This is a genomic window from Deltaproteobacteria bacterium HGW-Deltaproteobacteria-2, from assembly GCA_002840505.1.
GTDB lineage: Bacteria > Desulfobacterota > Syntrophia > Syntrophales > Smithellaceae > Smithella.
The window spans coordinates 22210-47195 of the sequence record PHBC01000003.1 but is presented as its reverse complement, the minus strand read 5'-3'; the positions used below and the strand labels follow the sequence as shown (position 1 = coordinate 47195).

The window sequence follows — 24986 nt, the reverse complement described above, 5'->3', positions numbered from 1 at the left end:
TTAAATTCAATTTTTTAAAAAATTAATTCATGGAAAATAATCAAAAAATATTCTGGGGATGGTACATCGTAGGCGGCGCGTTTCTGGTAATGGGCATGAATTACGGTGCCCGTTACTGCTTCGGCGTTTTTCTTAAACCGATGGCGACGGAATTCGGTATGTCGCGTTCGGTAATATCACTGGCGGCGGCCATCAACATGCTTGTCTATTCATTTTGCGCCATATTTGTCGGCAGAATGCTGGATCGTATCGCGCCACGTTGGATAATAACAACAGGAGCTTTAATTGCCGCCTGCGGTTATATGATGACCAGCTTTGTAGAAACTCCTTTCGGTTTGTACCTTAGTTATGGATTAATGGTTGGATTGGGAGCCGCCGGAATGGGTGTTGTCGCCTGCAGTTCTTCCGTCAGTAAATGGTTTATCAAAAAGAGAGGCCTGGCTGTCGGAATTGCTTCCATGGGCATAAGTCTGGGAACCGTTATGCTGACGCCGCTTACCGGTTACATTGTCGATGCTTTTAACTGGCGTTTCGGGTTGATGGCTTTAAGCTTCATTATATTAATAATGGGCATTGTTATATCCCAAACACTTATGAGGAAAACAAATCCTGAAGCGTATTGCCTTTTGCCTGATGGAGATACGACAACGATGTGTGCTCCATTGTCCGAAACACAGATTGTCCACAAAGTATCCACTCTGACTCTTTTTAAAGATTCGCGTTTCTGGACGCTGGCGGTCTGTCAGGGTCTGGCTGTTATGATCAGTATGTCCGTTTTTGTGCATCAGGTAGCATACGCGACAGACAATGGCATTGACAAAATGGCCGCCGCCTCATCTCTGGCGGCGATAAGCTTGACCGGTTTTATCGGACAATTCCTTTTCGGCTGGATGACGGACAAAATAAAAGATCCCAAATATGTTTCTTTTGCGGGCATAGCGTTTATGCTGGTGGGAACAATACTGATGTTGAATATGCAGAGCGTCTTTGATCTCTATATTTGCGCTCTCGTCTACGGATTCGGTTACGGTTCACTTGCGCCGGTAATACCGCTTCTTATAGCCCATCGTTTCGGCAGGCATGTTTTGGGATCAATCTATGGTCTTTTAACTTTTTTTATCGGTGTTGGTGGAGCAATCGGACCGGTTTTAGGCGGTTTTATCTACGATAAATTCGGATCGTATCACTATCTCTGGATGATAAATATTTTTGTGCTGAGCTGCATCGCCCTTGCCATTCTCACGTTGAAAAAAGGAAAGCAATACAGCTGATTTAACTGTTGGCAAAGAAAATATGGATTAAGTTATTTTATTTTTATTTGGGGCAGATTCTCAATTATTCTGACCGTAGCCCTTTCAGCGTAGTCAAGCAGTTCACTCATTACAAAAGCCGCAATGCGGTCATCACGCAACTCGACCGCGCTATAAAAACGTTCATAGTAAGGCAGGATTCCCGTTACATTTTTTGGAACTGCATAGAATATTTTGAGATAAAACTGATACACGGGCTTAAACGAGTTGAACAAGAGACGCAGTACGTTATTACCGGCAAGTTCCATTAATAGATAATGAATTTTGTAATCAAGCTCCACCAGTTGTTCAGGATTATTCTTGTTTGCAATCATGCCGTTGACCATATCTCTTAGCTCTTCTCGGCTTGATTCATCCATTTTTATTACAGCGCGACCGGCGCAGTAGCCTTCGAATACTCGCCTGATTTCCATAAGCTCAATGAGAATTGATTTATCCACTTCATCATCGCTGGAGATAATGTCAACCAGAAGTTCCATAGACGCGTTTTTCTTAAAGTCGGCGATAAAGGTTCCGCTTTGCGGCATTGTCTGCAAAAAGCCGAGATAAACCAATCTGGATATAGCGTTACGGATAGTTATCCTGCTCACTTTATATTTTTCAGCCAATTCGCGTTCCGCAGGCAGACGATCACCGGTGCGTAAAGCTCCGGAAAGAATTTTTTGTTTGATATCCCGGACTATTTTATTGGAAAGTTTTTTATCCATGACTTCTCATATCATATCTTACGGGAAGATTTAATTAAAATATAAAAGTATAAAAAGAGGGTAGGGGATTTTTAAAAAGAGATAAAAACCGTTTTTAGTAAGGAATCAAACTTTTATCATATTGAAGACTTGCTTAAATTTGGTAAGACCAATATCGTATAATTAGCTATATTTCAAAAAAATATATTGACAATATGCCATATTTAACGATATTGGTATTACCAAATAAGCCGAAAATATTATTTGAGGTTTGTATTGATGCAAACATCGCAGGTTAAAATAGAGGGCGTTGATGACCGCATAACTCGCCTGAAGCGACAAGTGCAGGAATACGAAAGAGGCATATGCACGGAACGGGCGCTTCTTTGGACGGAATATTTCAAAGATAGAAAAAATCGGAAAAAACCAATCATAATACAAATGGCGGAAGCTCTACGGCATGTATTAATTAATAAGAGCGTTATCATATATCCGAACGAGCTCATCGTCGGGAATTATACCTCGAAGCGTGTTGGCGGAATTATCTATCCTGAGTCGCATGGTCTGGTGGTGTTGCTAGACTTGCTGAAGTTTACCGGTCGCGCCGTCAATCCTCTGTTCATTTCGCGTAAAGAGCAATTAAAACTTGCGATGATTATGCCGTTTTGGCAAAATCGGTTTATTATTGCCAAAGCTTTTCCCAATGTGTTTGAACGAATTCGATATTCTTTGGAACAATTGCGGGCAAAAGATTACTTTATCAATGAGGTGGGAGGCATAGCCCACTTTACCCCCAATCATGCCAAGCTCATGGCACTCGGCACCGATACGATCAAAAAAGAAATTGAAGATCTCAGAAAACGCAATACCTATCCGGAAAAAGATGCCTTCTATCAGGCGGCCTTAACATCAGCGGAGGCTCTTGCTCTCTTCGGTGAGCGATATGCCGATTGCGCGGAATCACTTGCCGTCGCCGAGACCGATAAAACGCGTCGCGCCGAACTTCTTAACATTGCAACGATCTGCCGCAATGTTCCGCGGCATGGTGCAAAAACTTTTCGCGAAGCTCTTCAGAGTCTTTTCTTTCTTCACATCGCCATCTTTCAGGAAAGCATGGGTGAAACCGTTTGTCCCGGTCGCGTGGACCAATTACTATATCCCTACTATCAGCGCGACCTTGCAGCAGGACGCATCACTCCGGAACAAACCCGCGAGTTGCTTGCCGCTTTCAGTATCAAGCTTTGCGAGACAATACCGGTATTTTCGCAGGCCCTCACCATATTATTCGGCGGTATGCCGAGCTGGCAGGTTGTTACCATAGGAGGAATGGATAGAGAAGGAAAAGACGCGACCAATGAATTGAGTTATATGTTGATTGATATCGCCAATGATTTACGCATGCGGCAGCCGAATTTCCATGCCCGCCTCCACGCCGAATCGCCTGCCGGGTTTAAAAAAATCATATACACCGCGTTGGCTGGCGGAAGTAATACCCCGTCTTTATTCAATGATGATGTGATCATTCCCACCATGACCGGGGTCGGTTATGATATTCACGATGCCCGCGATTATGTGGCCATCGGGTGTGTGGAACCGACCGCTCCGGGCAAGACGCTCGGTTCGACCGACGCGGCAATGGTGAATGTGCCGCTGGCGATGGAACTTGCGCTGAACCAGGGGAGGTGTTTTGGTTCGTTTTTGCGGATTGGCGCAAAGACACTTCCTGTCGAACGAATGAAAAATATCGATGACGTAACCGCCGCCTTTGTGACTCAATTGAATCACATGGTCGGCAGAATGATCAAAGATTTGCAATGCATCGAACGGGCGCATGCCCGTTATCGTCCAGTTCCGCTCACCAGTGTCTTTATTGACGGTTGCCTGACCTCAGGCGCGTGCGCCACTCAGGGAGCCGCTCTGTACAACTTTTCCGGCATACAGGGCGTGGGAGTATCGACCGCCGGTGATTCCCTGTGCGCTATCGAGAAGATTGTCTTTCAGGATAAAAAAATATCTCTGGCTCGTCTACGGGAAGTACTGACCGCTCGTAATGCTGATCCGTACTGGTTTACTTTAATGCGAAAGGCTCCGAAGTTCGGTAATAATAATGATCGCGCCGATTTCTGGACAGATTTTGTCGTAAGCGAGTACGCGAAAGCCATGCGCAATGCCGGGCAAAACACGCGCGGCGGTCAATATATCGCGGGTCTTTATTCCAATACCGCGCATATACATTTCGGCAAGCTGACCGGGCCGTTCCCCTGCGGCAGACAGCGTGGCGAATCCTTTGCCTCGGGCATGGCGCCGCAGAACGGCATGGATAGAAGCGGACCGACTGCGTTGATAAATTCCATGAACAAAATTGATTACAAGCAAATCGCCAACGGGATTAATTTTAACCTTAAACTTGATGCCAGTACTCTGCGTGATGAACAAGGCCGCGGTCTGATGAATTCACTTCTTGATGTTTATTTTAAGCGCGGCGGCATGCAGGTTCAGTTAAACGTGCTGGATGCTTCAGTGCTTCGTGAAGCGAAAGAAAATCCTGAGAAATATCCATTTCTGCTGGTGCGCATTTCCGGATATTCGGTTTACTTTGGCGATTTGTCGACGGATCTGCAGGATGAATTAATCGCGCGGACCATGAACGCGGTACATTGAAAAGAAAATTAATTTTTAGAAGGAGACTGACTCATGGATAATCTAACGCAAAAAACTGTTAAAACTCTGCTTGATCTGGGCGCTGATCTGGTAGGTATCGCGCCAGTGGAAAGGTTTGCCCATGCGCCGGATGGACACCGGCCCACCGATTTTATGCCGCAATGCAAATCGGTTATTTCAATCGGACTGCACATTTTACAGGGTACAGCGGATGTGTGGGGAGTCTATGAAGACAGATGCAAATCAATCACACCTTATCTTTTTTACGGATACGGATTAACGAATATCGAAAGCTCGCGCATTGTCAACCGTGTCGCAAAATTGCTGGAGTATCAGGGACACAAGAGCCTTTGTTTCTTGCCTACGTGGTTAACCAGTATGACTAAATACATGGACGAAAGCCTGGTTGAGGGAAAGTTGCGAGCTGAGTTTTCGCACCGTCACGCGGCAGTTGCCGCGGGGATTGCTGACTTCGGGTGGAACGGACTTGCCCTGACGCCGGAATTTGGCGCCATGCAGCGATTCAATTCTATTTTGACGTCGGCGGAACTTGAGCCGACATATCTTTACAATGGACCACAATTGTGCCGGAAGGAGCAATGCGGCGCCATTTGCGTGAAAACCTGTCCCACGCAGGCTCTATCCGCTGACGAAAAACAGACAGTGCAGATTGGCGAACGAACATTCGAATATGCAGCACATGATAATGTTCGCTGTATATATGCCATCCACGGAATGGTCAAGGGCTCCGGCGGAAGGAGCGATATCAAAATTCCCGATGGTCCCGGATCATTCATCAATTATGCCATAGCGCAATCGAGCGGGGAGATGCATTATTACGATAAATCCATGCTGGAAAACTGCTTCGGGATTATCTGCGGCGATTTCTGTGGCTGCTGTTTGCATAAATGTCCTTCGCGAAAGCTGGCGCAAAAAGATTTGGAACATTATGATTTTAAATCACGATTCAGTGTAATGAATAACATCTAATGAAAATCTAACATACTGGAGATATACGTGAAACCACACCACATACTTACAGTCATAGGCATTATAGGCGCAGCGGCATGGTTCACCGTCTGCGACAAATATTTTCACATTGATAACAACATCCTCGTTTACTACTGGCAGCCACTGAATGTTTTGTTCCATGGTCAGTCTGTTTGGACATTTCCCATATTTGCCTGCGCAACGACCAGCTTTTTCTTTGCCACCAGCCCGTTTTCTTCTTCATGGAAGGAAACACCGAGCTATATTTCTATTGCCGCCAATGGTGCTGTGTGCACACTGGTATATTTTGGTTCGGGAATGGCGGGTAATTCACATCCCATGATCTACTTCTGGATAGTCCTGGCGATTTGGGTTGCTCGTATTCTATTCCTCAGCGAACATCGGTCCACGGCCATCAAGGCCTGCCTGATAATGGGGTTTGTCGGCTGCTTTTGGGAGGGAGCGACATCCAAGCTTGGATATTTTGATTACTACTACACAAATATATTTAATGTTCCCCTGTGGCTCTTTGCCTGCTATCTGCATGCCGGAATTTTGATGCTGGATCTGCAAAGCTTCATAGCATCACTCAAGCGTTCTGGCAGATAAAAATATGGCGCAGACGGATTTGGAGCATTACGATTTCACCTCGCGGTTCAGTGTAATTACAAACGTGACTAAATAAGTATCGAATAAATTTCTTCTGTAATATTTTGCACAATAGCATTACGAATTCTTGATTTGTAAAAAATTTTCTTTTATTTTCGTTTGTCATCTAAATTCCAGCGTTCAGCCCTCATGGCCTTGTGAGGTGTAAGCAAATTCATTACGCGTTCTCTCTTTGCGTTGCTGCGCGTTTCTATTTTCTGCTTTTCCTCGTATTCTTCAATCGCCTTAATTGTACCTCTGTAACCGGTTTCGATGCCTTCTTTTAAATTTGAATGGTTCCAGTGATAATTGACGGCCCCATAATTCATATTAATTTTTATTAATCTTGTATACTCACGCTCTGAGATCTGTGTTAGATGATGAGAGAATATTTCTATATCATCATCAGAAATAGTATCAAATGGAAGCATAACAGCAGTTAATGCGGCTTCGATTAAATTTTTTGGTGGTTTGACCTCTTGATAGTCTGCTATTTTTACTACCCAGATTTCATCTAATTCTCTTTTATGATCATGTTCAAGCAGGGTGTCCAGCTCAACGGTGTTGATAACAGCGCCTTCGCAATATTTGTCCGGGGCACTGCCAATTGTTCGATTCTCTGTATATTCGAGAACGCTTGAACCGGCCATTAAGGCATCTGCGCTTATCGGATCATATTCTTTATGTCCCTTACGGTTTATGAATCTTTCCAGTTTAGCTTTTGTCATATTATAAGCGTTAAGATAAACAAGTTTGTCGCTTTTGAAGAGATTCTCCATATTGATATTCGCTTCGACAAAATCAGTGCTGTTAACCAATCCTGCGATTCCGTTTTTTTTAACTTTATAAATAATTTCACTCATCAATCTAACCATTGGATTAAGGGCGAGACCTTCAGAAATATAATAGTTTATCTCATCTCCGGTTTTTGGCGGATTCGATTGCATTTGCTGAAAATATTGCATGATTCGATCAAATAGAAAAAGATTCTGGTATGTGTCCGGGTTAAAGAGCTTTTCGGCGTATTTTTTCATATCTTCAAAATAATCCACACGAAATACTTTATAACAAATGGGGAAACTTTCATAAATATCATCCGGAATGAAGATTTTATCAAAAAAGAAATCTTCGACCTTTTTCATCTTGTCAGGTCCGGGCGAAAGACTGTTGTATAGACAGCCGACCCAACTGCCCACACACGCGCAGGAAAAGATGTCAAAGTCTATTCCTTTTTCTTCAAATGCTTTCAAAGCGCCAATTTCGATCCCCACTGCCGGTCCACCTCCGGAAAGGGCTAAGGCTTTCTTGCGTATCACAGATTTTCGCATTTATTTCTCCTTCTTCAAAGAAATTCAATTATTATGCTTTTCTCGATGTGTGAAAATAATATAAAAGGCAGCAATTTTATTTTTTATGCCAAAAGCAGAATTTCCTGCACGGTATTCTGCTTGATAAATGAGAAAATAATAAATCCTTCTTATTGAAAATCATCGCAGTTCTAATATCCTGGGACAAAGTTCGCTTCGTTTGCAGATGCCGATTCTTTGAAAAATTTCTTTCAAGTGATCTTTTACAGTATATTCAGAAATGAAAAGTATTTTGGCAATTTCGTTGTTGGAATGTCCGATTGCGGCTAAAAGAGCTATTTCTTGTTGTCTGGTAGTCAGTTCATATTTTTTTAGTTTCTCTTTCATGAATATCAAATGAGACATCCGTTCCAGCAAAATGATTTTTAACGAAGAACAATGGCAGGATGAAATTGTTTTGACATGATAACATCCGGTTGCGGTGCTGAAATATGCCGATTCACGACCGCTTATCTCGTTGAATAGATCTTGCAAAGACCGCTTGTCCAGAGCTCTTCTTGCTTCATCATTGATAAAGAGTGAATTTATATTTTGTTGCGGCCCTCGTATTATGATAACACCTATTCCCTCAATGGCAGAAAATGACTTGAATAGAATGTCATCCTGCCGTGCATTCAAGGCCAGACTGCGATTGGAAATATCGGTTACAACCGTTAGCCATAAAGCATCATCTCCCATCTTGACCGGTGATGAATTAAATAATCCCAATCGGGTTTCATTATTTTTTATTTTGACTTCCAGCTCAACGTTTTGAGCATATCCGTTTTCTTTTATTTCATTAGAAAGGAACAATCTTTGGTCCGCAGTTATATATTCAAGTCCAATGGATGTTTGTCCTATTATCTCTTGTTTCTTGAGTCCCATAGAATTAACGAAAGCTTCATTTACTTCAATGTAGGTTCCATCCTGAGCTTTGGTAATAGCCATAGGATTAGGGGCGTTCCAGAAAAATTTGTTGATGTGTTTATTAGAAGGAGTGGCTGTTTTATGTTCGTTCATGAGCATACCATTTTATAAACAGAAGAGACGTCGTTTTATTAAAAGCAAAAATAAAAAAATATTGCTGCTCAAGTATAATATTTTATAATTTTCTATCATAAGTTATTAAAAATGCAAATATTTGTTAATATCCCTCGTTCGAGGGATTGATAAGTTCTTGGAATATAAGTACTGTTATATCGAATTTAGTTCAAATAAATAAAACAATATTGCGTATTTCTTGCTTCGTTTTGATAAATGGTCCTGCTGTTGCTCATTTGATCGCCAAATTGATTAGATACAAATTATCAGTACGGTATTATAAATAATTTTTTCTGTGAGCAATTCCATGGATGATAAATCACTACGGGTATTAATTGTTGAAGATTCGGAAGATGATACCAAGCTTTTAATTCGTGCACTGAAGAAGGGCGGATATAATCCTTTGTATGAACGGGTACAAACCGCTTCTACAATGAAAGAAGCCCTCAAAGAGAAGCAATGGGACATCATCCTCTGCGACTATAGAATGCCGAACTTTAGCGGCCCCTCTGCCATTACCGTATTAAAGGAAGCAAATATCGACATTCCCTTCATTATTGTATCCGGAGCCGTTGGTGAAGATATCGCCGTAGAATGTATGCGTTTGGGTGCCCATGATTACGTCTTAAAGAATAATTTCCCTGGCCTGTGTCCGGCCATAGCCAGAGAATTATCGGATGCGGAAATTAGAAAAAAGCAAAGACGAATAGAAGAGAAATTAAGCCAGGAACAACAGCGCTTTAAGGCTCTTGTAGAGCATTCCTCCGATATTATTGTTGTCGTAAATCGCGAAGGCGTTATTACATATATAAATCCGGCAATAGAAAAAGTTTTAGGTTTTAAAGTTGAGGAAAGAATTGGTGCCAGCGGATTTGAACTCATCCATCCGGACGACTTAAAATTTTTAAATGATAAATTCATTACATTAGTCAGAAGTACAACCCCGATTGTTTTACAATCTGAAATGCGTCTCCGTCATAAAGATGGCAGCTGGCGAATACTGGAAGCTGTCGGAAGCAATCTTATCAATAATAATATTGTTGACGCAGTAATTGTTAATTATCGCGATATCACCGAGCGCAAGAAGGCGGAAGAAGCTCTTAAAGAAACAGATTTAAAATTTAGAACGATATTTGAATCTGCATCAGATGGAATCATCATATTAAATATCGGCAACCGTATGTTCTCGGATGTTAATGCAAAAATATGCAGTATGCTTGGATATACAAAAGAAGAACTTCTGAAAATGAGCGTTTCAGATATTCATCCGCCGGAATTCTTGCCGCATGTCATTAATCAGATGGAAAAACAAATAAGAAAAGAAATATTGATAGCGAAAGATATACCTATGATGAAAAAAGATAAATCTATGTTTTTCGCTGATATTAGTGCTTCAACTATTGATTTTTGCGGAGAAGAATACTTGGTTAGCAGGCTCAGGGATATTACAGAGCGCAAGCTTGCGGAAGATGAGTTGCGTGCAAGCGAACAAAGATACCAAGACCTCAGCATAATTGATGATCTCACAAAGCTCTACAATTCGAGGCATTTTTACGATCAACTTAAAAAAGAAATAGAGCGGTCGAACCGACACGGGCAACCGTTAACCCTTTTGCTGCTGGATCTCGACAGATTCAAGGAGTTCAACGACAGATACGGTCATATTGAGGGAGATAATGCATTATCACAACTCAGTCAGGTTATAAAAAGATGTCTGCGCGAAACTGATTCCGCCTATCGTTACGGCGGAGAGGAATTTACAATCATACTGCCCATGACCAAAGAAGATGAGGGATTCGCAACGGCGAAAAGAATACATAATGAATTAAAGAAAGAGGTATTTTCCCCGATTCCTGGTCAACAAGTTTATATAACTGTCAGTATAGGTCTTGCGCAATACAATTTTAAAGAAGAGATGAAAGCTTTTGTTCATAGAGTTGATCAGCTTATGTACCAGGCGAAAAAGTACGGACGAGATGGTATTTGCGTAAATAGTAATGTTCATAATAGTAATCAACTCGAACTACCGCCCGCTATTGAAACTTTGAAAGAAGGAAAACAATATTCCGCTACTTGATTCGGGCTTTCGAGATGGTGTCGAAAGAGCAAGGAATATCCTTGGATATCAAATCTTCCAATCTTCCAATCCTCTAATCATCTGCCTTTGAAGAAAACCCGGCTGTCGACGATGGAAACTCCTTTGCCTACCTCATGAACGATAACGGGATTCAGGTCGATTTCGGCGAGATCCGTCACCGTTGCCAAAAGCTGTGACATTCGGCAAATTACATCGGCAAAGGCTTCTATATCCGCTTTCATCTTGCCTCTTGCGCCTTGCAGTATCGGATAGGTCTTTAGATTTTTCAACATATCCATGGCTTCGTTTTTCGTTACCGGAGCAAGACGGATAGCTGTGTCCTTGAAGATTTCGAGAAAAATACCACCCAGACCGGCAATGACAATCGGTCCGAAAACCGGATCCTGGCGGCCGCCGACAAAACATTCCACACCTTCTTCCGCCATTTTCTGGATCAGAAAACCGTCAATTTTGGGTTGAGGTGTAATTTTTTTGAAAGCTTTTTTCATGTCGGAGATAGCCTGGGCAAGTTCCTTATGATTTTTAATTTTTAGTTTTACACCGCCCACATCTGATTTATGGGAAGCATCCCGTGAAAGAAGCTTCACGGCAACAGGGAAATCAAATTTGATTTTGCCGGTTTCTTTTGCGGATTTGACGGTAACGCCGGAAATGCATCGGATGCCCGCGGCTTCGGCAATTTGCAGAGCTTCGTCCGTCAGGGGAATCCGCTTTTCTGTCCGGCATGTATTTTTTATTTTTTCGATTGCGGCCGGATCAACAGAGACCTGAACATTTTCGCCTCTGGCGTCCCGCGCTGTTTTTTCTTCGTAATAAGTGGCCGACATATTGAGCGCTTTGGCCGCCATCAGGGGCGTTGTAAAGAGGGGATATCCCTGCGTCCTCGATATATTCAGCAATTCAGCTGCATCGGTAATCACTGTTACGGCGACAGGTTTTTGATATTGTTTCACAAGCCTGCCGACATTGCTTAAGAACTCGCGTGACGTTTCACCTTCGTAGCTGGACACATAAAGGTGATTGAACAGAACGCCGTCAACCTCCGGCAACTTCAGAGCTTCTTCCAGAATTTTGGTAAAGATGGTGTAGTCGAAGATTTCTCCAAGATCGAGGGGGTTCTGATGAGCAATTATCCGCGTGTGATAGATGGTTTTTATCGTTTCGATGAAGGCCGGGGGAAAATCAACCAGCGAAAATCCGAATTTGGCGCAGGCATCAACGGTCATGACAGCGTGTCCGCCGGAACGGGACAGCACGGCAACCCGCCTGCTTTTCATGAGCGGAAGCCGGATAATCTTTACTGCGCTGATAAAATCAATGTCGCCCTCCGCACGGATGATTGCTGCCTGTCGAAAACAACCGTCGACAACGGCATCGTCGGCGGAAAGGGCTGTTGTATGGGACTGAGCGATACTGGCGGTGAGTGCACTGCGGTTTGATTTTTGGACTATTATCGGTTTGTCCGATTTAAGCGCCAGATCAAAGAACGCTCTCCCGCGCTTGAATCCTTCCATATACATTGTGATAACATCGGTCTTTTCATCTTTGAGCAAATAGTCGAAAACATCCACCTCGTCTATCTGCAATTTGTTGCCGATAGCGGCGAATTTGCCGGGGATGATGGCATTGTCGCCTAATTCTCTAAGGTAGGAACCGCCGACACCGCCACTCTGGACAATCATGGCCACGCGTCCTCCGGATGGTGTTCCCGGGAAGAAACCGAAGGGCATCATCATTTTGATATCGAAATTTACCGTGCCTACACAGTTGGGACCGATGAAGCGAATATTATAACGGTCGGCGATCTCCAGTAATTTTTTCTCCATGGTTCGCTCACCTTTTGAATATTCGCTAAATCCGCCGGATTCGATGACAACCCGCTTAATGCCCTTTTTCCCGCAGGCCTCCATAAAATCCGGAACAGTCTTTGCCGGGGAAATAATAATGGCGACATCAGGAACTTCCGGAAGCTTATCAACGCTGTCAAAAACAGGCGCGCCGGCAATATCTCCTTCTTTACTGCCCACGCCATAGATGTTTCCTTCGTAGCCGTTTCTTCGATTATTCAATACGATTATATGTCCCAGATTCATTCTCTTTACTGAAGCACCTATAACCACCATGCTGCGCGGATAGAAAAACTTCTCCATTTTGCTGTGTTACTCCTTTTTAAACAAACCATTATCAATATTGACAACGATGTTCAGATTTTCAGTTTAATATTGAATGCATATTCTCTAATTTATATCGGAAATCAAACATCAGATTGTTAAAATTGCAAGTAGAATTATCCTGAATGCAAAGCGTACAGGGGGATCCAACGTGTAAAGCTAAGGGGGACTATTGTAGTGAACTCCAGAACTTACTTGAGGGTTTTATGCCCGTGATTTGCCAATTTTAGATTTAATCCGTTTTTGATACTCCATAATTTCATTTCTCAAAATATTAAGATCGGCGATACGATCTTCAAGCCTGCGCAATTGATTGCCCATTAATTCCAGCAATCGCCCGAGAACCTTATCATTAGATTTCTCAATTGTCCACATTGCTTCCAATTCCTGCATCTCCGACAGGGTCATTCCCATAATTTTTAGCCGTTTGATCAGTTTCAGGCGACGCAGATCATCGTCTGTATAAACTCTGCGGCCGGCCTCGATGCGTTTAATGGAATTAAGCAGACCAATCTCTTCATAATAGCGAATGGTGCGTTGACTCATTTCCAGTTTCCTGGCCAGTTCACCAATACTGATTTCATCGGAAACGGTTTTCATTCTGATGTCCTTTCATTATTTTGTAGGGCGCGTTTGCCAAACGCGCCGCTTGCCTTATACCGGATTGTTCGGAGGAACAATCCCTCTATTCGTCATACCGGCGCAGGCCGATATCCAGTGGTTTTGTCATCCCCGCGTCGGCGGGGATCCAGTTCCTTTGTCATGCCGGACTTGATCCGGCATCCAGTATCTTCGTCATACCGGCGCAGGCCGGTATCCAGAACTTACTGAAAATACTGGATTCCGGCCTTCGCCGGAATGACAGCTTAAGAATGATATTTCTTTTCAAACATTTCCTTCATTTTAAATTTCTGAATCTTGCCGCTGGCTGTCATCGGGTAGCTGTCTACGAACTCCCAATACTTCGGAATCTTATGCCGCGCGATTTTGCCTTTGCAAAACTCGATGAACTCTTCAGCGGATGCCGTTTGTCCCGCCTTGAGCTGGATTGCCGCCAGAACCTGCTCGCCATATTTCTTATCAGGAATGCCGATTACCTGAACATTCATCACTTTGGGGTGTTTATAGAGAAATTCCTCCAGCTCGCGGGGATAGATATTTTCACCGCCGCGAATAATCATATCCTTGATTCGCCCGGTTACCTTGAAATAGCCTTGTTCATCAAGCGTTCCCAGATCTCCCGTATGGAGCCAGCCTTCCTTGTCGACGGCCTCGGCCGTTGCCTCCGGCATTTTATAATAGCCCTTCATCACACAGGCGCTTCTTGTAACAATCTCGCCCTGCACATTTACGGGCGCGTCATGGCCCGTTTCCGGATCAACGATTTTGCCTTCAATATCTGGTAAAAGCCTGCCGACACTGGCCACGCGCAGCTTCACCGGATCGTCACGCCGTGTCATTGTCATTACGGGAGAAGATTCTGTCTGACCGAAGGCAATGACGATTTCGGAACAGTGCATTTTCGTGCGCACCTGATTCATCGACTCTTCAGGGCAGGGCGCTCCGGCCATAATGCCCGTGCGCAGAGAACTCATATCGTACTTTTCAAAATCGGGATGATTCAACATCGTCACAAACATTGTCGGCACGCCGTTGACGGCGGTGCAATGCTCCGACGCGATAAACTGAAGCGCTTTGAGTGCGTCAAAAAATTCCAGAATGACCATTGTTGAGCCGTGGTAAACGCAATTAAGAGTGCTCATCACACAGCCGAAGCAATGAAAAAACGGCACCTGAATCAACAGACTGTCTTTATTCGTCATGCCCATGACATCTCCGACCATCCGGGCGTTGTTGACGATATTGTGATGAGTCAGCATGACACCTTTCGGAAAACCCGTGGTGCCCGAAGTGTATTGCATATTGATCACGTCATCATCGGTAAGAGAATTCATCCGGTCATCAAGTTCCTTATCGGTTATTTTCTCTCCCATTTTGATTAGATCGGAAAATTTAAACATGCCGGGCGTGTTGTCTTTTTTGCCGATATAGATCACGTTTTTTAAAAGCGGCAGTTTTTCCGAAACCAGCGAGCCCGCTTTACAGGAATCCAGCTCGGGGGTGATCTTACGGACAGTATCGTAAAAACTGGTGTCCCGGTAGGAATCAATAAGAAACAAAGTCGTGGAATCCGACTGCTTCAAGATGTATTCCAGTTCATGGGTCTGATAATTCGTGTTCACAGAAACCAGTACGCCGCCCGTCATTCCCAGAGAACACTGCAGATAAGTCCATTCGGGAATATTGGTCGTCCAGACGGCGACATGATCGCCACGCTTAATGCCAATTGCCATGAGCCCTTTGGCGACATCTCGGCATGTCTGGTAAAATTCGCGGTAAGTCTGCCTGATTCCGAACTCCGGAGAAATCAAAGCGATGTTTTTCGGATAGCGTGTAGATGTATCCTTGATTAGTTCGCCGATCGTTTTATGGACAAAAGCTGACATTTTACACCTCCCTAAACCCACCTTACGTTAACTGGCATACTATAGCCGAAAAATCCTTCTGTCAAGTGATTTTGTGGATATCCAAACCGCCAATAATCTAATCTTCTAATCCTCTGCTTTTCTTAGGGGTGGGTGGAGATTTTTGTCATATCGAACCATGACACTTGTTACATATAGGTGATGAAACAGGAATACAGAATTGTTAAGAAAAACTGTTATTTCAAGACCTGATGCTTAGGTTTTTAGAAGTGCTAACATGAGTAGTGTAGGGGGGACGCCCTTAAGTTATTAAGTTACTACCCCAATAGCGATAATCATATTTTTTCGTTATTAAAGTGCATCTACATCTAATCACGTTATCCTTTTGAAAAATAATTGTTTTGCGTTTACGCGTTGTCCTGAAAATATTAGCTATTCATTGCAACGGTCAGGACGTTGGCAGTCATCAGTCGTTTAAAGAGTCCTTCGATCTAAGATAATTCAACTAGCAAATATTACTGCATTTCGTTTATAATAGTTTAGTTTCATTAATTCGATCTGTAAGCTTCAGTGCGCTATGTTTCATTAAATCTTGGGTCTCATTAAAAAAGGGAGTATCTACATGGATAAAAAACTTACCGATAAAATTTTCAAAAGAGCAAAAGAATTGGGAGTGGATATGGTCTCTGCATGCACCACGGCTCAGATGGAAAAATATCCCGGCGCAAAAGAGGAGATAAGCAAGATCGACCCCCAAGCCAAATCTTTACTGATCGTGGGCGTGCGCATGGTCAGCTCCTCGGTTGCGGCATCCCAGAGCAACATCAGAATCGCGCAGTTTTCCACAAAACTACTCTACGAGGAATTGGCCCGCGTGGGTTTCGCTTTAATGCGAGATCTGGATGATGCCGGTTTTTCGGCCAGCCCGATCCCGACCTATCTTCCTTTGCCCATGCAGAGAGAAACCGGTGGACTTATCGCAGAACTGAGTCTGCGTCATATTGCCTATGAGGCCGGACTCGGGTCGATCGGGAAGAACGGCCTTTTGATTACCAAAGAATTCGGGCCGCGCGTCAGATTCCTGGCCATCCTCACCAGCGCGGACCTGGATCCGGGCAAACCCGTGAAGGAAAATTATTGTTCCGAGTGCGACCTGTGCGTGGAGGCCTGCCCCACGGGCGCGCTCAGGCTTAAGGGCGAAGAGGCGGTCATGCGTTGCGCAGTGCACCACATGAAATACGGTCTACCCGGCCTTATCCGGTTCGGGATAAAGCTGATCAAGGCGCCCGGCGACGAAGAAAAAATCAACTTGATCAAAAGCCCGGATTTCTGGGAGTTCTGGCAGAACATGAACACAGGGGTATTCTATTATTGCTTCGACTGCCTCAATTCCTGCCCGGTGGGGAAATAAAACCAGCTAGTGTAGTGTTTCAATGAAAACTTGTCATATCGACCAACGGGAGATATCTTGTATATTCTTATGATCATTAAGATTTCTCGCGGAGTATGATCCCGCGTATGCGGGACTTCGAAATGACATGCTGTAAAGATATTTATGACTCACAACACTAAAGGCACGGAGGGCTTACCGTGTTTTTAAATATTATTAATGGAGGAGGAACTACCATGGAAAAGTATGCTTTGATTATTGGCGGTTTAATGTTTATCGGGGAAGGGATTTTAAAATTCTTTGATTTTACATTTTTAGGCATGAATATGCCCTGTGGAGGTTCTCTTATCGTTGTTGGTTTCGGCTTGAGTTTGTTTGCATATAAAAATATAAAAAATTGAATAGGATAATTTCGGGAACAGAATACTTAATTATTAACCGCAAAGCATGATTATGTAATTAACCCCGTGCGTGAACCTCAATGTAAACTTTGGGGTTCATACCCTCCGCTTTGCGGGATAATTCGTCCGACAAATTTCAGTGCACTACGCTTCTGGTATATCAAAGGATGATCATTATCCCGCTCCGCTTCGCTTCGGGGATAATTCGACTAACATTTCAAACTTCACTCCGATTCGTCGGAATTCGTTTTCAATGAGTCTCATTAAAAAGAAGATGCTTGATTGAATGCGGCAAATAGTTTATAATTGAATAAAAATGAAGAGGTTTGGATTATGGGTAAAACAATAACATTGCGAATAGATGATGATACCTATGATATCTTCAGGACCGCTGCTCAGGCACAGAGGCGAACAATATCAAACTTTATCGAATATGCAACTCTTTCCCATGTGACTGAAGAAGCATTTGTTGATGATCATGAAATGGCCGCGATATTGAAGGACAAGGTTCTGGTCTCATCATTAAGAAAGGCTAAGGAAGATATTAAGAAGGGGAAATATCGAATTGTTAAATAGATTTGAAATTGCGGAGACGGAAACATTTCAGCGTGTCATTTCTAAAAAAGATATCAGTAAAATTTATAATAAAGTCAAAACATACGTTTATCCCCAATTAAGAATCAATCCTTTCTTTGGCAAAAATATCAAGAAACTAAAAGGTGAATTTAAAGATGTTTACCGGTATCGAATTGGAGAATATCGTTTGTTTTATCAGGTTGATGAAAAACAAATATTGATTTTCATCATGGATATAATGAAGAGGAAAGAAGCTTATTAATAATATAAAGATGGTTGTTTCCTTAAGAGAGGAGTTTCATAAAGATCAGTAGTTTATGGAAAATACGCTTTTAATTTTATTTTTAATTTTGTTTCTCGGCCGGATAATCTGGCGTTATATTTTACAGCAACTCAACATCAGACATTTGCGAAATCACGGCAAGGAGATTCCTCCTGTTTTTCAGGGTATGATTGATGAAGCAACTCTGGCGAAAATGGTGGATTATACTTATGACAATTCGCGTCTGGAAACTAAAGAAAATTTAGTCGAAGACATTCTGGAACTGGCCATATTGTTTCTTTTACTGCCGGTGCTTGTCGGGAAACTCTTTGGGTTGCAGTGGCACTTAATCTGGCAGGCGCTGATTTTTTTCGGGGTACTGTCGGTCATCGGTGGTGTCGCGGGAATTCCATTCGACATTTACCACACGTTTGTTCTGGAAAAGAAATATGGTTTTTCCACGATTACCTGGAAGCTGTGGCTTACGGACCTTGTGAAATCTGTGATCATTTCCGCCGTCTTAATGGGAGTACTGCTTTCCGCCTTCATGGCTTTTATTCTTTACCTGCCGAAAAGCTGGTGGTTCTGGGCCTGGGTGTTTTTTACAGCGTTTGAAATTTTACTGATGTGGCTTTATCCGGTGGTCATCGCTCCGCTCTTTAATAAATATGAACCGATTAAGGATGAAGAGCTGAAAGAAAAAATCACATCGCTGCTGGCCAAAGTCGGATTAAAGGCCAAGGGAATTTTTCAGGTTGATGAAGGCAAACGTTCCAAGCATACCAACGCCTATTTTACCGGCATTGGCAAAACCAAGCGCATCGTTCTGTATGACACTTTGCTTGCTTCTCATTCGCACGAAGAAATACTGGCGGTGCTCGCGCATGAAATCGGCCACTGGAAAAAGAAGCATATCCTGAAGCAATTAATATTTATGATTGTTTTATCCCTTGTCGGGCTCTATTTTGTTTATCTGGTTGTGAACTGGCCGTCGCTGTATGGCGCGTTCGGATTAAAAAACAAGCCTGTTTACGCCGGATTGCTTTTGGTTTCTATTTATTTGAGTTGCATAGGATTTTTCTTTAGTCCCCTGGGCGCTATTATTTCACGACGGTATGAACGTGAAGCTGACAAAATGGCTCATGAGTTAACCGGAACATCAGAGCCCATGATTAACGCACTCAAACGATTAGCCAAAGACAATCTATCTAATCTGCATCCTCACCCTTTATATGTCTGGTTTTATTATTCCCATCCTCCGCTGATTGAGAGAATCGAATATTTAAAATCAATCGATAAAGAAATCGGCAATACTTAAACCGACAGACGTCACAAGTCCATGTCCAGGCAAGCAGCATTGATCGCGCGCATAGCGGCCAGAGGATTGGGCGCGTCACTTACAGCCCGGATAACTGCCGCATTATGCGGGCGTGCATGCAGTTGCTTGATACGCTCCAGATTCAGCCCGCCTATGGCTACGACGGGATGTCGGCTGATGACCAGCGCGGCTTTCAATGCCCCGGGACCGGTTACCGGATCGGGTTGCGCCTTGGAATTGGTGGAGAACAAAGGCCCGAACCCGATGTAATCTACAGGCGCGGTGTTCGCGGTGGCAACCTGCTCTATGTCATGCGTGGAAAGGCCCAGCAACATGGCCGGGCCGATGATCCGCCGGACTTCCGCAACCGGAAGATCATTCTGACCCAGATGCACTCCGTCGGCTTGCGAGATGCGTGCGATATCGGGCCGGTCATTCACGATGAAGAGCGTGCCGGTGCCTTTGGTGATCAGTCGCAGAGCTTGCGCCAGAGCAAGATGTTCACGATCGTCACTGCCCTTGTAGCGCAATTGCACTGCCGGAAGACCTGCCTCCACCGCCCACCGGCAGACCGTTTCATACCCGTCTCGCGGTTCAGTCAATACAAGATAAAGCCCGCGCCGCAGGTCTGCTCTGAGTGTTTGATCTTTTGCTGTAATCATAGGTGCGCCAGAATCATTTCAGCCGCCTTGCGGCCCGAGAGCAGCATGCCGCCGAAGACCGGACCCATGCGATAGCCGCCATAAACCGCATTGGCGGCCATGCCGCTGACATAAAGCCCGGGATAGACCTCGCGGGTGTTTTCTACAGTTTGCATCTCGCCCTGTTCGGCCTCCATGGATTTTTCACCCACGATGCCGCCGGTGCTCGTATTCAGTCTGACGCCCATTTTCCGGACGAGTACTTCGGCGACATTGGCGGGATGCCCCGTGCCGTCGATGACATATTTGGCGTGAAGGGTTATCGGGTCCACATGCCACTTCAGGATATCAACAGCGCTCCAATTGATGACCAGACCGGCCACGCGCTCGTTCTTGATCACCACATCCTCCATGGTAATGAGGTTGAAGATCTGCAGACCGGCCCGCACGGCCTTGTGGATGAGTGTTGCAGTGACATCCACGGCATCGAGCACATAATAGCCGGGCGTATATTCCGAACCTTTGAGGTCGAATTCGTCAAGCAGTTGCCGGCCGGCCTCCTGCACCACGATGGAATTGAACATCATGCCGCCTCCCCAAACGCCACCCCCTATCGAGAGCTTGCGTTCGAAAAGTGACACTTTCCGTCCTGCCCTGGCCAGATAGTATCCGGCCACCAAACCTGATGGTCCGCCGCCGACTATGGCGACATCAAGATCCAAACAGCTATCAAGCTTTTTAAAATAGGAATCCAGAATTGCCCGACTGATAATTACTTCGTTTAACATGAATACCTCCCAAAGATTTTATTGGGTGGCTGACTGGTATGGATACCCATAAAAAAATCCGTTTCCTCATGAGGGGAAACGGATGGATACACCTTTTTCTCTCCCTACGCCGGCATTACCCGGATCAGGTTCAAAGGGTATAATCTCAGACCTTGTCGGCCACCCCTGTTCGTTACCTATAGCGTGGGAACGTTTCTGTCAAGCAGAAGATGTGAGTATTAATAAAACATCCTTTTTTCAGCACGACCAAATACTGGTGGTGCTTGCCCATGAAATCGGCCACTGGAAAAAGAAACATATTTTACAACAATTAATATTTATGATTGTTTTATCCCTTGTCGGGCTCTATTTTGTTTGTCTGGTTGTGAATTGGCCGCCGCTGATTGAGAGAATTGAATATTTACAGAAAATGGATTGATACCAAGTTGCCTTCTTCAAAAACTTCCCCGACCCTTGAGGGAGGGGATTGAGGGGAGGGGGCGATTAAAAAAATACTTCACCCTCCTTTTAATTTCCTCCCCTCAAGGGAGGAAAGAGAATGATGGATTTATTAATTGTCTCATAATAGTCTAGACATTGGTCATTCCGGCATGGGTCTAGCCGGAATCCAGAATTATTAAAACTGGACCCCGGCCTCCGCCGGGGTGACGACTGTAGTGGCTACGTGCCCAATGTCGTTATTATTGTTGGACTGTTAATAACCTAAGGGGTGCACCGCCGGCTGGAGTTTATCCCGTGTATGCGGGGTCGATATTTTCGAAGATATGTTATATGCTTCTTACAGTTACAGCAACAAACTTCATTTCTTGACGGCTTTGGGATAAAATAATATTTTAACACATACCTATTTTAAAAATGGTGCCTTTCGGAATTATCAGGCGCATCGTAACATGAAGTATGGTTCGGGATAATGAAAAAGAAAGTATTCGTCATTACCATAATCATTTTAATTCTTGCCGTGCCTGCGGCAGTGCTTATCGGACTGTTTCCCCTTTTGCAGTCCCCCCGCGCCGTAAACAGGCTGGCGGCATATGCGCAGCCCATGACCGGTATTTATCTGCATGTCGATGACATTTATCTTGATCGTCATCTCGGCGGCCATATCAGCGGCCTGCAGATCAAGGAAATGAAGGAAAAAGGTTTTACGATTTCTCTGCCCAGGGCGGATATCAAAGGCAGTGTCAGCCGCTGGTGGAAAATCAATATAGAGAAGATGGTTCTTACCGATCCGAAATTTATATTCTATCTGAAAAAAGAAAAATCGGAAACCAACCCGTTGGAAACCCTCAAAAAGCTGCCTCGGGTCCATCTTCTGGAAGTGAAAAACGGCCGGCTGGATTTGAAAGCGGATGCGACAATCTATTCTCTGTCCGGCATGAATATGAGCATAAATGATTTTAATCCTGATGGCGCCGGTCATCTTAACGGTAAGAGCGGTTTTATCATTACTTCCGGAAGCACTGCCGTCGAAGGCTCACTGGAAACGGCACTTGACCTTGCCCGATTTTCGCCAGCGCCTCATGCTTCCGGTTCGTTTCGGATTATTTTGGATAAGAGTTTATATAGTGACATAAAACTCGATAACGGAGCGTTCACATCCGGTCTCAAACTGGACGGTGATATGATCTCTCTGGACGGCGCCAGCGCAACAGTCAGTAATATTACTCAGGGAGTAGGCAAAGGGCGGCTTGCGATTAAAAATATCGAGGCTCACTTCAATGCATCATACGATCAGAAGACATCCGGTTTTTCTCTTACGTCGCTGGAAATATCAGGCGCGGACATCGGATTGCTGAAAGGCGGAATTTCGGTAACCGCCAATCCACTGGTTTGGAACGCTTCTTTGCATGCCTCGTCCCTGGACATCGCGCGGATTAGCGTCCTTATAAAACCACTGCTGCCCGATAATTATCGCGACTGGAAATTTAAGGGTAAAAGCGGATTTGAAATAGAAAGCTGGGGCAGACAGGAAGAGGATGCTCTGATATGGAAGGCAAAAGCAATTGTTGACCTTCGCCAAGGGGGTTTCGCTTCTGCCGATAGTTCCAAAGCCGCAGAAAAGATGAACAGCAGAACGGAACTTAAGTTTGATGCGCCGGGCGGAGGCCGCAAAGGCAGTTTCAATTTCAACACGGATTGCGCGGTCGGTGAGTTTCTCTGGGGAGCTTATTATCAGGACTTCAAGGGCAAAAAAGCTAAGATTTCCGCGCAGGGCGCATTTGCTCAAAAACCTTTTTCGCTTTCTTTGTCGGGGACAGGCGATCTCTTTCAGACCGGCAATTATAAATTTTCCGCTGATGTGTCGCCCGACAGAAATCTCATTTCTCTCAACGCAAAAAGCATTTTGCTCAAGCGTCTGTTTAGCGTTGCCGCGCAAAATTATATCAGTCAGAATTATTCCAATTTTAAGGATTTGAAGATCGAAGGCGACGCGGATTTAAAACTCACGGCTCTGATATCCGACCGGCAAAAAATGATTGAGGGTGATCTGGCCCTGCGCGGCGTCGATGTGCGTTCGCCCGCAAACTCGCTGACACTGACCGGGCTGAACGTTTCACTGCCCTACGATCTTGCTTTTACCGGTACTCCTGCCGCATCTTCTTCCGGCGGCAAGACCGGCGCCGTTGCTTTTGATCTGTTGGAAAAGGATAATATCCGGATCAGCAAATTTGCTATGCCGGTTGTATTCTCCGGCAACAGGTTTATCCTGCCTGATCCGATAAACGCCAAAATATTCGATGGTGAAATCAGCCTTGCGGGTTTCAGGGTGGAAAATCTTTTGCGACCGGAAATGCGCGCGGAAACGGGCATGGTCATCAGACATGTTAATATTGAGCAAATAATAGAACAGGAAGAGCCGGTGCTTTTATCCGGAATGATTGACGGGAAATTACCTTCCATAATTTTTCAGAATGGAAAGTGGACTGCCAGCGGTGCGCTTGTCGCGCAGTCCTTCGGCGGACAAATCAAAATAGAAAACATTTTTGCCGGCCGGTTATTTTCCGCGTCACAGTTTTTTGGAGCCGATGCCGGTTTTGATCATATCGATCTGGAAAAGCTCACGTCGAGCCTCAAGGTGGGACGGATGACAGGTCTTATCAAAGGATCGTTAAAGAATTTTTCGATGGAATATGATCAGCCGTCCAGTTTTGATCTTGTGATCGAAACGGATACAAGCAGAAGTGTGCCGAAACTGATCAGCGTTGATGCGATTAATGATCTTTCTATCGTCAGCACCGGTTCAGGAGCGATTTCCGCCATCTTAAACAGCGGCATCAACCAGTTTTTCAAAGATTATCCTTACAGCCAAATCGGCATGAGGTGCACTCTCAAGGATGATATTTTCAAACTGCGGGGACTTATTCACGACTCGGGTAAAGAATATCTTGTAAGAAAGGCGTTGTTCAGGGGAGTAGATATTGTCAATCAGAATCCCGATAGTTATATCAGTTTCAAGGATATGGCCGAAAGAATGAGCAGAATAACCAAATCACAAAAAGAAACAAAGAACGTGCCGTAAAAAATAAATTGTGTTAAAATAAAAAACACTTATTGAAACAGGAGGATTTATGAAAAAAACATTCAAAGCAATCAGTTATATTGCAGCTTTTGTAATTGTTGCCTGCGTTACCGTAAACATCTATTTCCCGGCGGCTGAAGTTCAGAAAGCAGCGGACAAGATCGTTGATGATATCCGTACCAATACCCCGGAATCGCCTGTGGAAAAGCCGGGCCCCACAAGTTCTCTGGATTTCATGTTCGGCGCGAGACCGGCATACGCCGAAGTGAATATTGATGTGTCAACCCCCGCTATCCGCGGCATCAAGGAATCGATTAAGAGCCGGTACGCGCAGTTGAAGACATTCTATGACAAGGGTGCGCTAGGCGAAAACAACAAGGGGTTGATCGAGGCCAAAGATACGGCAGGATTAAATCTACAGGAAAGAAGCCTGGTCAATAAACTAATCGATCAGGAAAACAAAGATCGCGCGGCGCTTTACAGCGAAATCGCCAGCGCGAACAAGCTCGGCTCGGACTCGGTGCCACAGATAAAGAAAATATTCGCCAACAGTTGGAGAGAAAAATCTCAGTCCGGCTGGTGGGTGCAAAACGACGGCGGCAATTGGGAGAAGAAAAAATAGCAAATGTCGGTATAATGAAGAAAAGGGCGCG

At 44.4% G+C, this 24986-nt stretch carries 20 protein-coding genes and 1 riboswitch; of the genes, 12 read left to right on the top strand and 8 right to left on the bottom strand.

Annotation, left to right across the window (positions count from 1 at the left end):
* The first annotated feature begins 29 nt into the window (after nt 1-29).
* A complete protein-coding gene (locus tag CVU62_07150) occupies nt 30-1271 on the top strand; it encodes a hypothetical protein (protein PKN37502.1) in 1242 nt (413 codons plus the stop codon).
* A gap of 32 nt (nt 1272-1303) precedes the next feature.
* On the opposite strand, the gene CVU62_07145 is transcribed toward CVU62_07150, so the two are convergent.
* Nucleotides 1304-2017 (bottom strand): hypothetical protein, encoded by a 714-nt coding sequence (locus CVU62_07145; protein PKN37501.1) that lies wholly within the window; start codon nt 2015-2017, stop codon nt 1304-1306.
* Between the two features lie 258 nt (nt 2018-2275).
* Here CVU62_07145 and CVU62_07140 point away from each other — a divergent pair, with 258 nt between their 5' ends.
* The 3 genes from CVU62_07140 to CVU62_07130 are packed head-to-tail and all read left to right on the top strand — an operon-like array spanning nt 2276 to nt 6256.
* Nucleotides 2276-4657, top strand: coding sequence for a formate acetyltransferase (locus CVU62_07140; protein PKN37500.1), 2382 nt, complete (start codon nt 2276-2278; stop codon nt 4655-4657).
* Nucleotides 4658-4690: 33 nt separating this feature from the next.
* A complete protein-coding gene (locus CVU62_07135) occupies nt 4691-5647 on the top strand; it encodes a hypothetical protein (GenBank protein PKN37499.1) in 957 nt (318 codons plus the stop codon).
* A 27-nt stretch (nt 5648-5674) separates the two neighbouring features.
* The gene (locus CVU62_07130; protein ID PKN37498.1) at nt 5675-6256 is read left to right on the top strand and encodes a hypothetical protein; all 582 of its coding nucleotides are present in this window, start codon (nt 5675-5677) and stop codon (nt 6254-6256) included.
* 149 nt (nt 6257-6405) lie between these two features.
* On the opposite strand, the gene CVU62_07125 is transcribed toward CVU62_07130, so the two are convergent.
* Together CVU62_07125 and CVU62_07120 are read right to left on the bottom strand one after the other, a co-directional pair.
* Entirely contained in the window at nt 6406-7623 is a 1218-nt protein-coding gene (locus tag CVU62_07125) for a hypothetical protein (protein ID PKN37497.1), read from the bottom strand.
* Between the two features lie 159 nt (nt 7624-7782).
* Nucleotides 7783-8667: a hypothetical protein gene (locus CVU62_07120; GenBank protein ID PKN37496.1), complete on the bottom strand. Its 885-nt coding sequence runs from the start codon at nt 8665-8667 to the stop codon at nt 7783-7785.
* 322 nt (nt 8668-8989) lie between these two features.
* Between CVU62_07120 and CVU62_07115 the strand changes: the two genes are divergently transcribed.
* On the top strand, nt 8990-10759 hold the full coding sequence (locus CVU62_07115) for a hypothetical protein (protein ID PKN37495.1): 1770 nt from the start codon (nt 8990-8992) through the stop codon (nt 10757-10759).
* 77 nt (nt 10760-10836) lie between these two features.
* Here the strand turns inward: CVU62_07115 and CVU62_07110 are convergent, their stop codons facing one another.
* The 3 genes from CVU62_07110 to CVU62_07100 all read right to left on the bottom strand — a co-directional run bounded on the left by CVU62_07110 (nt 10837) and on the right by CVU62_07100 (nt 15458).
* Complete coding sequence (locus CVU62_07110; GenBank protein ID PKN37494.1) at nt 10837-12930, bottom strand: hypothetical protein; 2094 nt, start codon at nt 12928-12930, stop codon at nt 10837-10839.
* Nucleotides 12931-13155: 225 nt separating this feature from the next.
* The gene (locus CVU62_07105; protein PKN37493.1) at nt 13156-13551 is read right to left on the bottom strand and encodes a MerR family transcriptional regulator; all 396 of its coding nucleotides are present in this window, start codon (nt 13549-13551) and stop codon (nt 13156-13158) included.
* Nucleotides 13552-13817: 266 nt separating this feature from the next.
* A complete protein-coding gene (locus CVU62_07100) occupies nt 13818-15458 on the bottom strand; it encodes an AMP-binding protein (protein PKN37492.1) in 1641 nt (546 codons plus the stop codon).
* A 601-nt stretch (nt 15459-16059) separates the two neighbouring features.
* On the opposite strand from CVU62_07100, the gene CVU62_07095 reads away from it, so the two are divergent.
* The 4 genes from CVU62_07095 (at nt 16060) to CVU62_07080 (ending at nt 19384) form a co-directional block, all read left to right on the top strand.
* The gene (locus CVU62_07095; protein ID PKN37491.1) at nt 16060-16848 is read left to right on the top strand and encodes a hypothetical protein; all 789 of its coding nucleotides are present in this window, start codon (nt 16060-16062) and stop codon (nt 16846-16848) included.
* Nucleotides 16849-17561: 713 nt separating this feature from the next.
* The gene (locus tag CVU62_07090; protein PKN37490.1) at nt 17562-17804 is read left to right on the top strand and encodes a CopG family transcriptional regulator; all 243 of its coding nucleotides are present in this window, start codon (nt 17562-17564) and stop codon (nt 17802-17804) included.
* On the top strand, nt 17794-18066 hold the full coding sequence (locus CVU62_07085; GenBank protein ID PKN37489.1) for a type II toxin-antitoxin system mRNA interferase toxin, RelE/StbE family: 273 nt from the start codon (nt 17794-17796) through the stop codon (nt 18064-18066). Before CVU62_07090 ends, CVU62_07085 begins: the two co-directional genes overlap by 11 nt.
* A gap of 55 nt (nt 18067-18121) precedes the next feature.
* The gene (locus CVU62_07080; protein PKN37488.1) at nt 18122-19384 is read left to right on the top strand and encodes a peptidase M48; all 1263 of its coding nucleotides are present in this window, start codon (nt 18122-18124) and stop codon (nt 19382-19384) included.
* Between the two features lie 11 nt (nt 19385-19395).
* Here the strand turns inward: CVU62_07080 and thiE are convergent, their stop codons facing one another.
* Nucleotides 19396-20046 carry a thiamine phosphate synthase gene (gene thiE / locus CVU62_07075; GenBank protein ID PKN37487.1) on the bottom strand — a complete coding sequence of 217 codons (651 nt, stop codon included), beginning with the start codon at nt 20044-20046 and terminating at the stop codon, nt 19396-19398.
* Nucleotides 20043-20813: a ribose 1,5-bisphosphate isomerase gene (locus CVU62_07070; protein ID PKN37486.1), complete on the bottom strand. Its 771-nt coding sequence runs from the start codon at nt 20811-20813 to the stop codon at nt 20043-20045. The genes thiE and CVU62_07070 overlap by 4 nt, the downstream gene beginning before the upstream one ends.
* 84 nt (nt 20814-20897) lie before the next feature.
* Nucleotides 20898-20990: riboswitch (TPP riboswitch) on the bottom strand.
* A 1-nt stretch (nt 20991) separates the two neighbouring features.
* Here CVU62_07070 and CVU62_07065 point away from each other — a divergent pair.
* From CVU62_07065 to CVU62_07055, 3 genes are all read left to right on the top strand, one after another.
* Complete coding sequence (locus tag CVU62_07065) at nt 20992-21231, top strand: hypothetical protein (GenBank protein PKN38044.1); 240 nt, start codon at nt 20992-20994, stop codon at nt 21229-21231.
* A gap of 492 nt (nt 21232-21723) precedes the next feature.
* Entirely contained in the window at nt 21724-24333 is a 2610-nt protein-coding gene (locus tag CVU62_07060) for a hypothetical protein (GenBank protein PKN37485.1), read from the top strand.
* Nucleotides 24334-24382: 49 nt separating this feature from the next.
* Nucleotides 24383-24955, top strand: a complete 573-nt coding sequence (locus CVU62_07055) for a DUF1318 domain-containing protein (GenBank protein PKN37484.1) — start codon at nt 24383-24385, stop codon at nt 24953-24955.
* The last annotated feature ends 31 nt before the right edge of the window (nt 24956-24986 follow it).

What these genes read in the sequence shown, in the direction of transcription:
- CVU62_07150 (PKN37502.1), top strand. Translation starts at nt 30, where the DNA reads ATGGAAAATAATCAAAAAATATTCTGGGGATGGTACATCGTAGGCGGC.
- CVU62_07145 (PKN37501.1), bottom strand. Translation starts at nt 2,017, where the DNA reads ATGGATAAAAAACTTTCCAATAAAATAGTCCGGGATATCAAACAAAAA.
- CVU62_07140 (PKN37500.1), top strand. Translation starts at nt 2,276, where the DNA reads ATGCAAACATCGCAGGTTAAAATAGAGGGCGTTGATGACCGCATAACT.
- CVU62_07135 (PKN37499.1), top strand. Translation starts at nt 4,691, where the DNA reads ATGGATAATCTAACGCAAAAAACTGTTAAAACTCTGCTTGATCTGGGC.
- CVU62_07125 (PKN37497.1), bottom strand. Translation starts at nt 7,623, where the DNA reads ATGCGAAAATCTGTGATACGCAAGAAAGCCTTAGCCCTTTCCGGAGGT.
- CVU62_07120 (PKN37496.1), bottom strand. Translation starts at nt 8,667, where the DNA reads ATGCTCATGAACGAACATAAAACAGCCACTCCTTCTAATAAACACATC.
- CVU62_07115 (PKN37495.1), top strand. Translation starts at nt 8,990, where the DNA reads ATGGATGATAAATCACTACGGGTATTAATTGTTGAAGATTCGGAAGAT.
- CVU62_07110 (PKN37494.1), bottom strand. Translation starts at nt 12,930, where the DNA reads ATGGAGAAGTTTTTCTATCCGCGCAGCATGGTGGTTATAGGTGCTTCA.
- CVU62_07105 (PKN37493.1), bottom strand. Translation starts at nt 13,551, where the DNA reads ATGAAAACCGTTTCCGATGAAATCAGTATTGGTGAACTGGCCAGGAAA.
- CVU62_07100 (PKN37492.1), bottom strand. Translation starts at nt 15,458, where the DNA reads ATGTCAGCTTTTGTCCATAAAACGATCGGCGAACTAATCAAGGATACA.
- CVU62_07095 (PKN37491.1), top strand. Translation starts at nt 16,060, where the DNA reads ATGGATAAAAAACTTACCGATAAAATTTTCAAAAGAGCAAAAGAATTG.
- CVU62_07090 (PKN37490.1), top strand. Translation starts at nt 17,562, where the DNA reads ATGGGTAAAACAATAACATTGCGAATAGATGATGATACCTATGATATC.
- CVU62_07080 (PKN37488.1), top strand. Translation starts at nt 18,122, where the DNA reads ATGGAAAATACGCTTTTAATTTTATTTTTAATTTTGTTTCTCGGCCGG.
- thiE (PKN37487.1), bottom strand. Translation starts at nt 20,046, where the DNA reads ATGATTACAGCAAAAGATCAAACACTCAGAGCAGACCTGCGGCGCGGG.
- CVU62_07070 (PKN37486.1), bottom strand. Translation starts at nt 20,813, where the DNA reads ATGTTAAACGAAGTAATTATCAGTCGGGCAATTCTGGATTCCTATTTT.
- CVU62_07060 (PKN37485.1), top strand. Translation starts at nt 21,724, where the DNA reads ATGAAAAAGAAAGTATTCGTCATTACCATAATCATTTTAATTCTTGCC.
- CVU62_07055 (PKN37484.1), top strand. Translation starts at nt 24,383, where the DNA reads ATGAAAAAAACATTCAAAGCAATCAGTTATATTGCAGCTTTTGTAATT.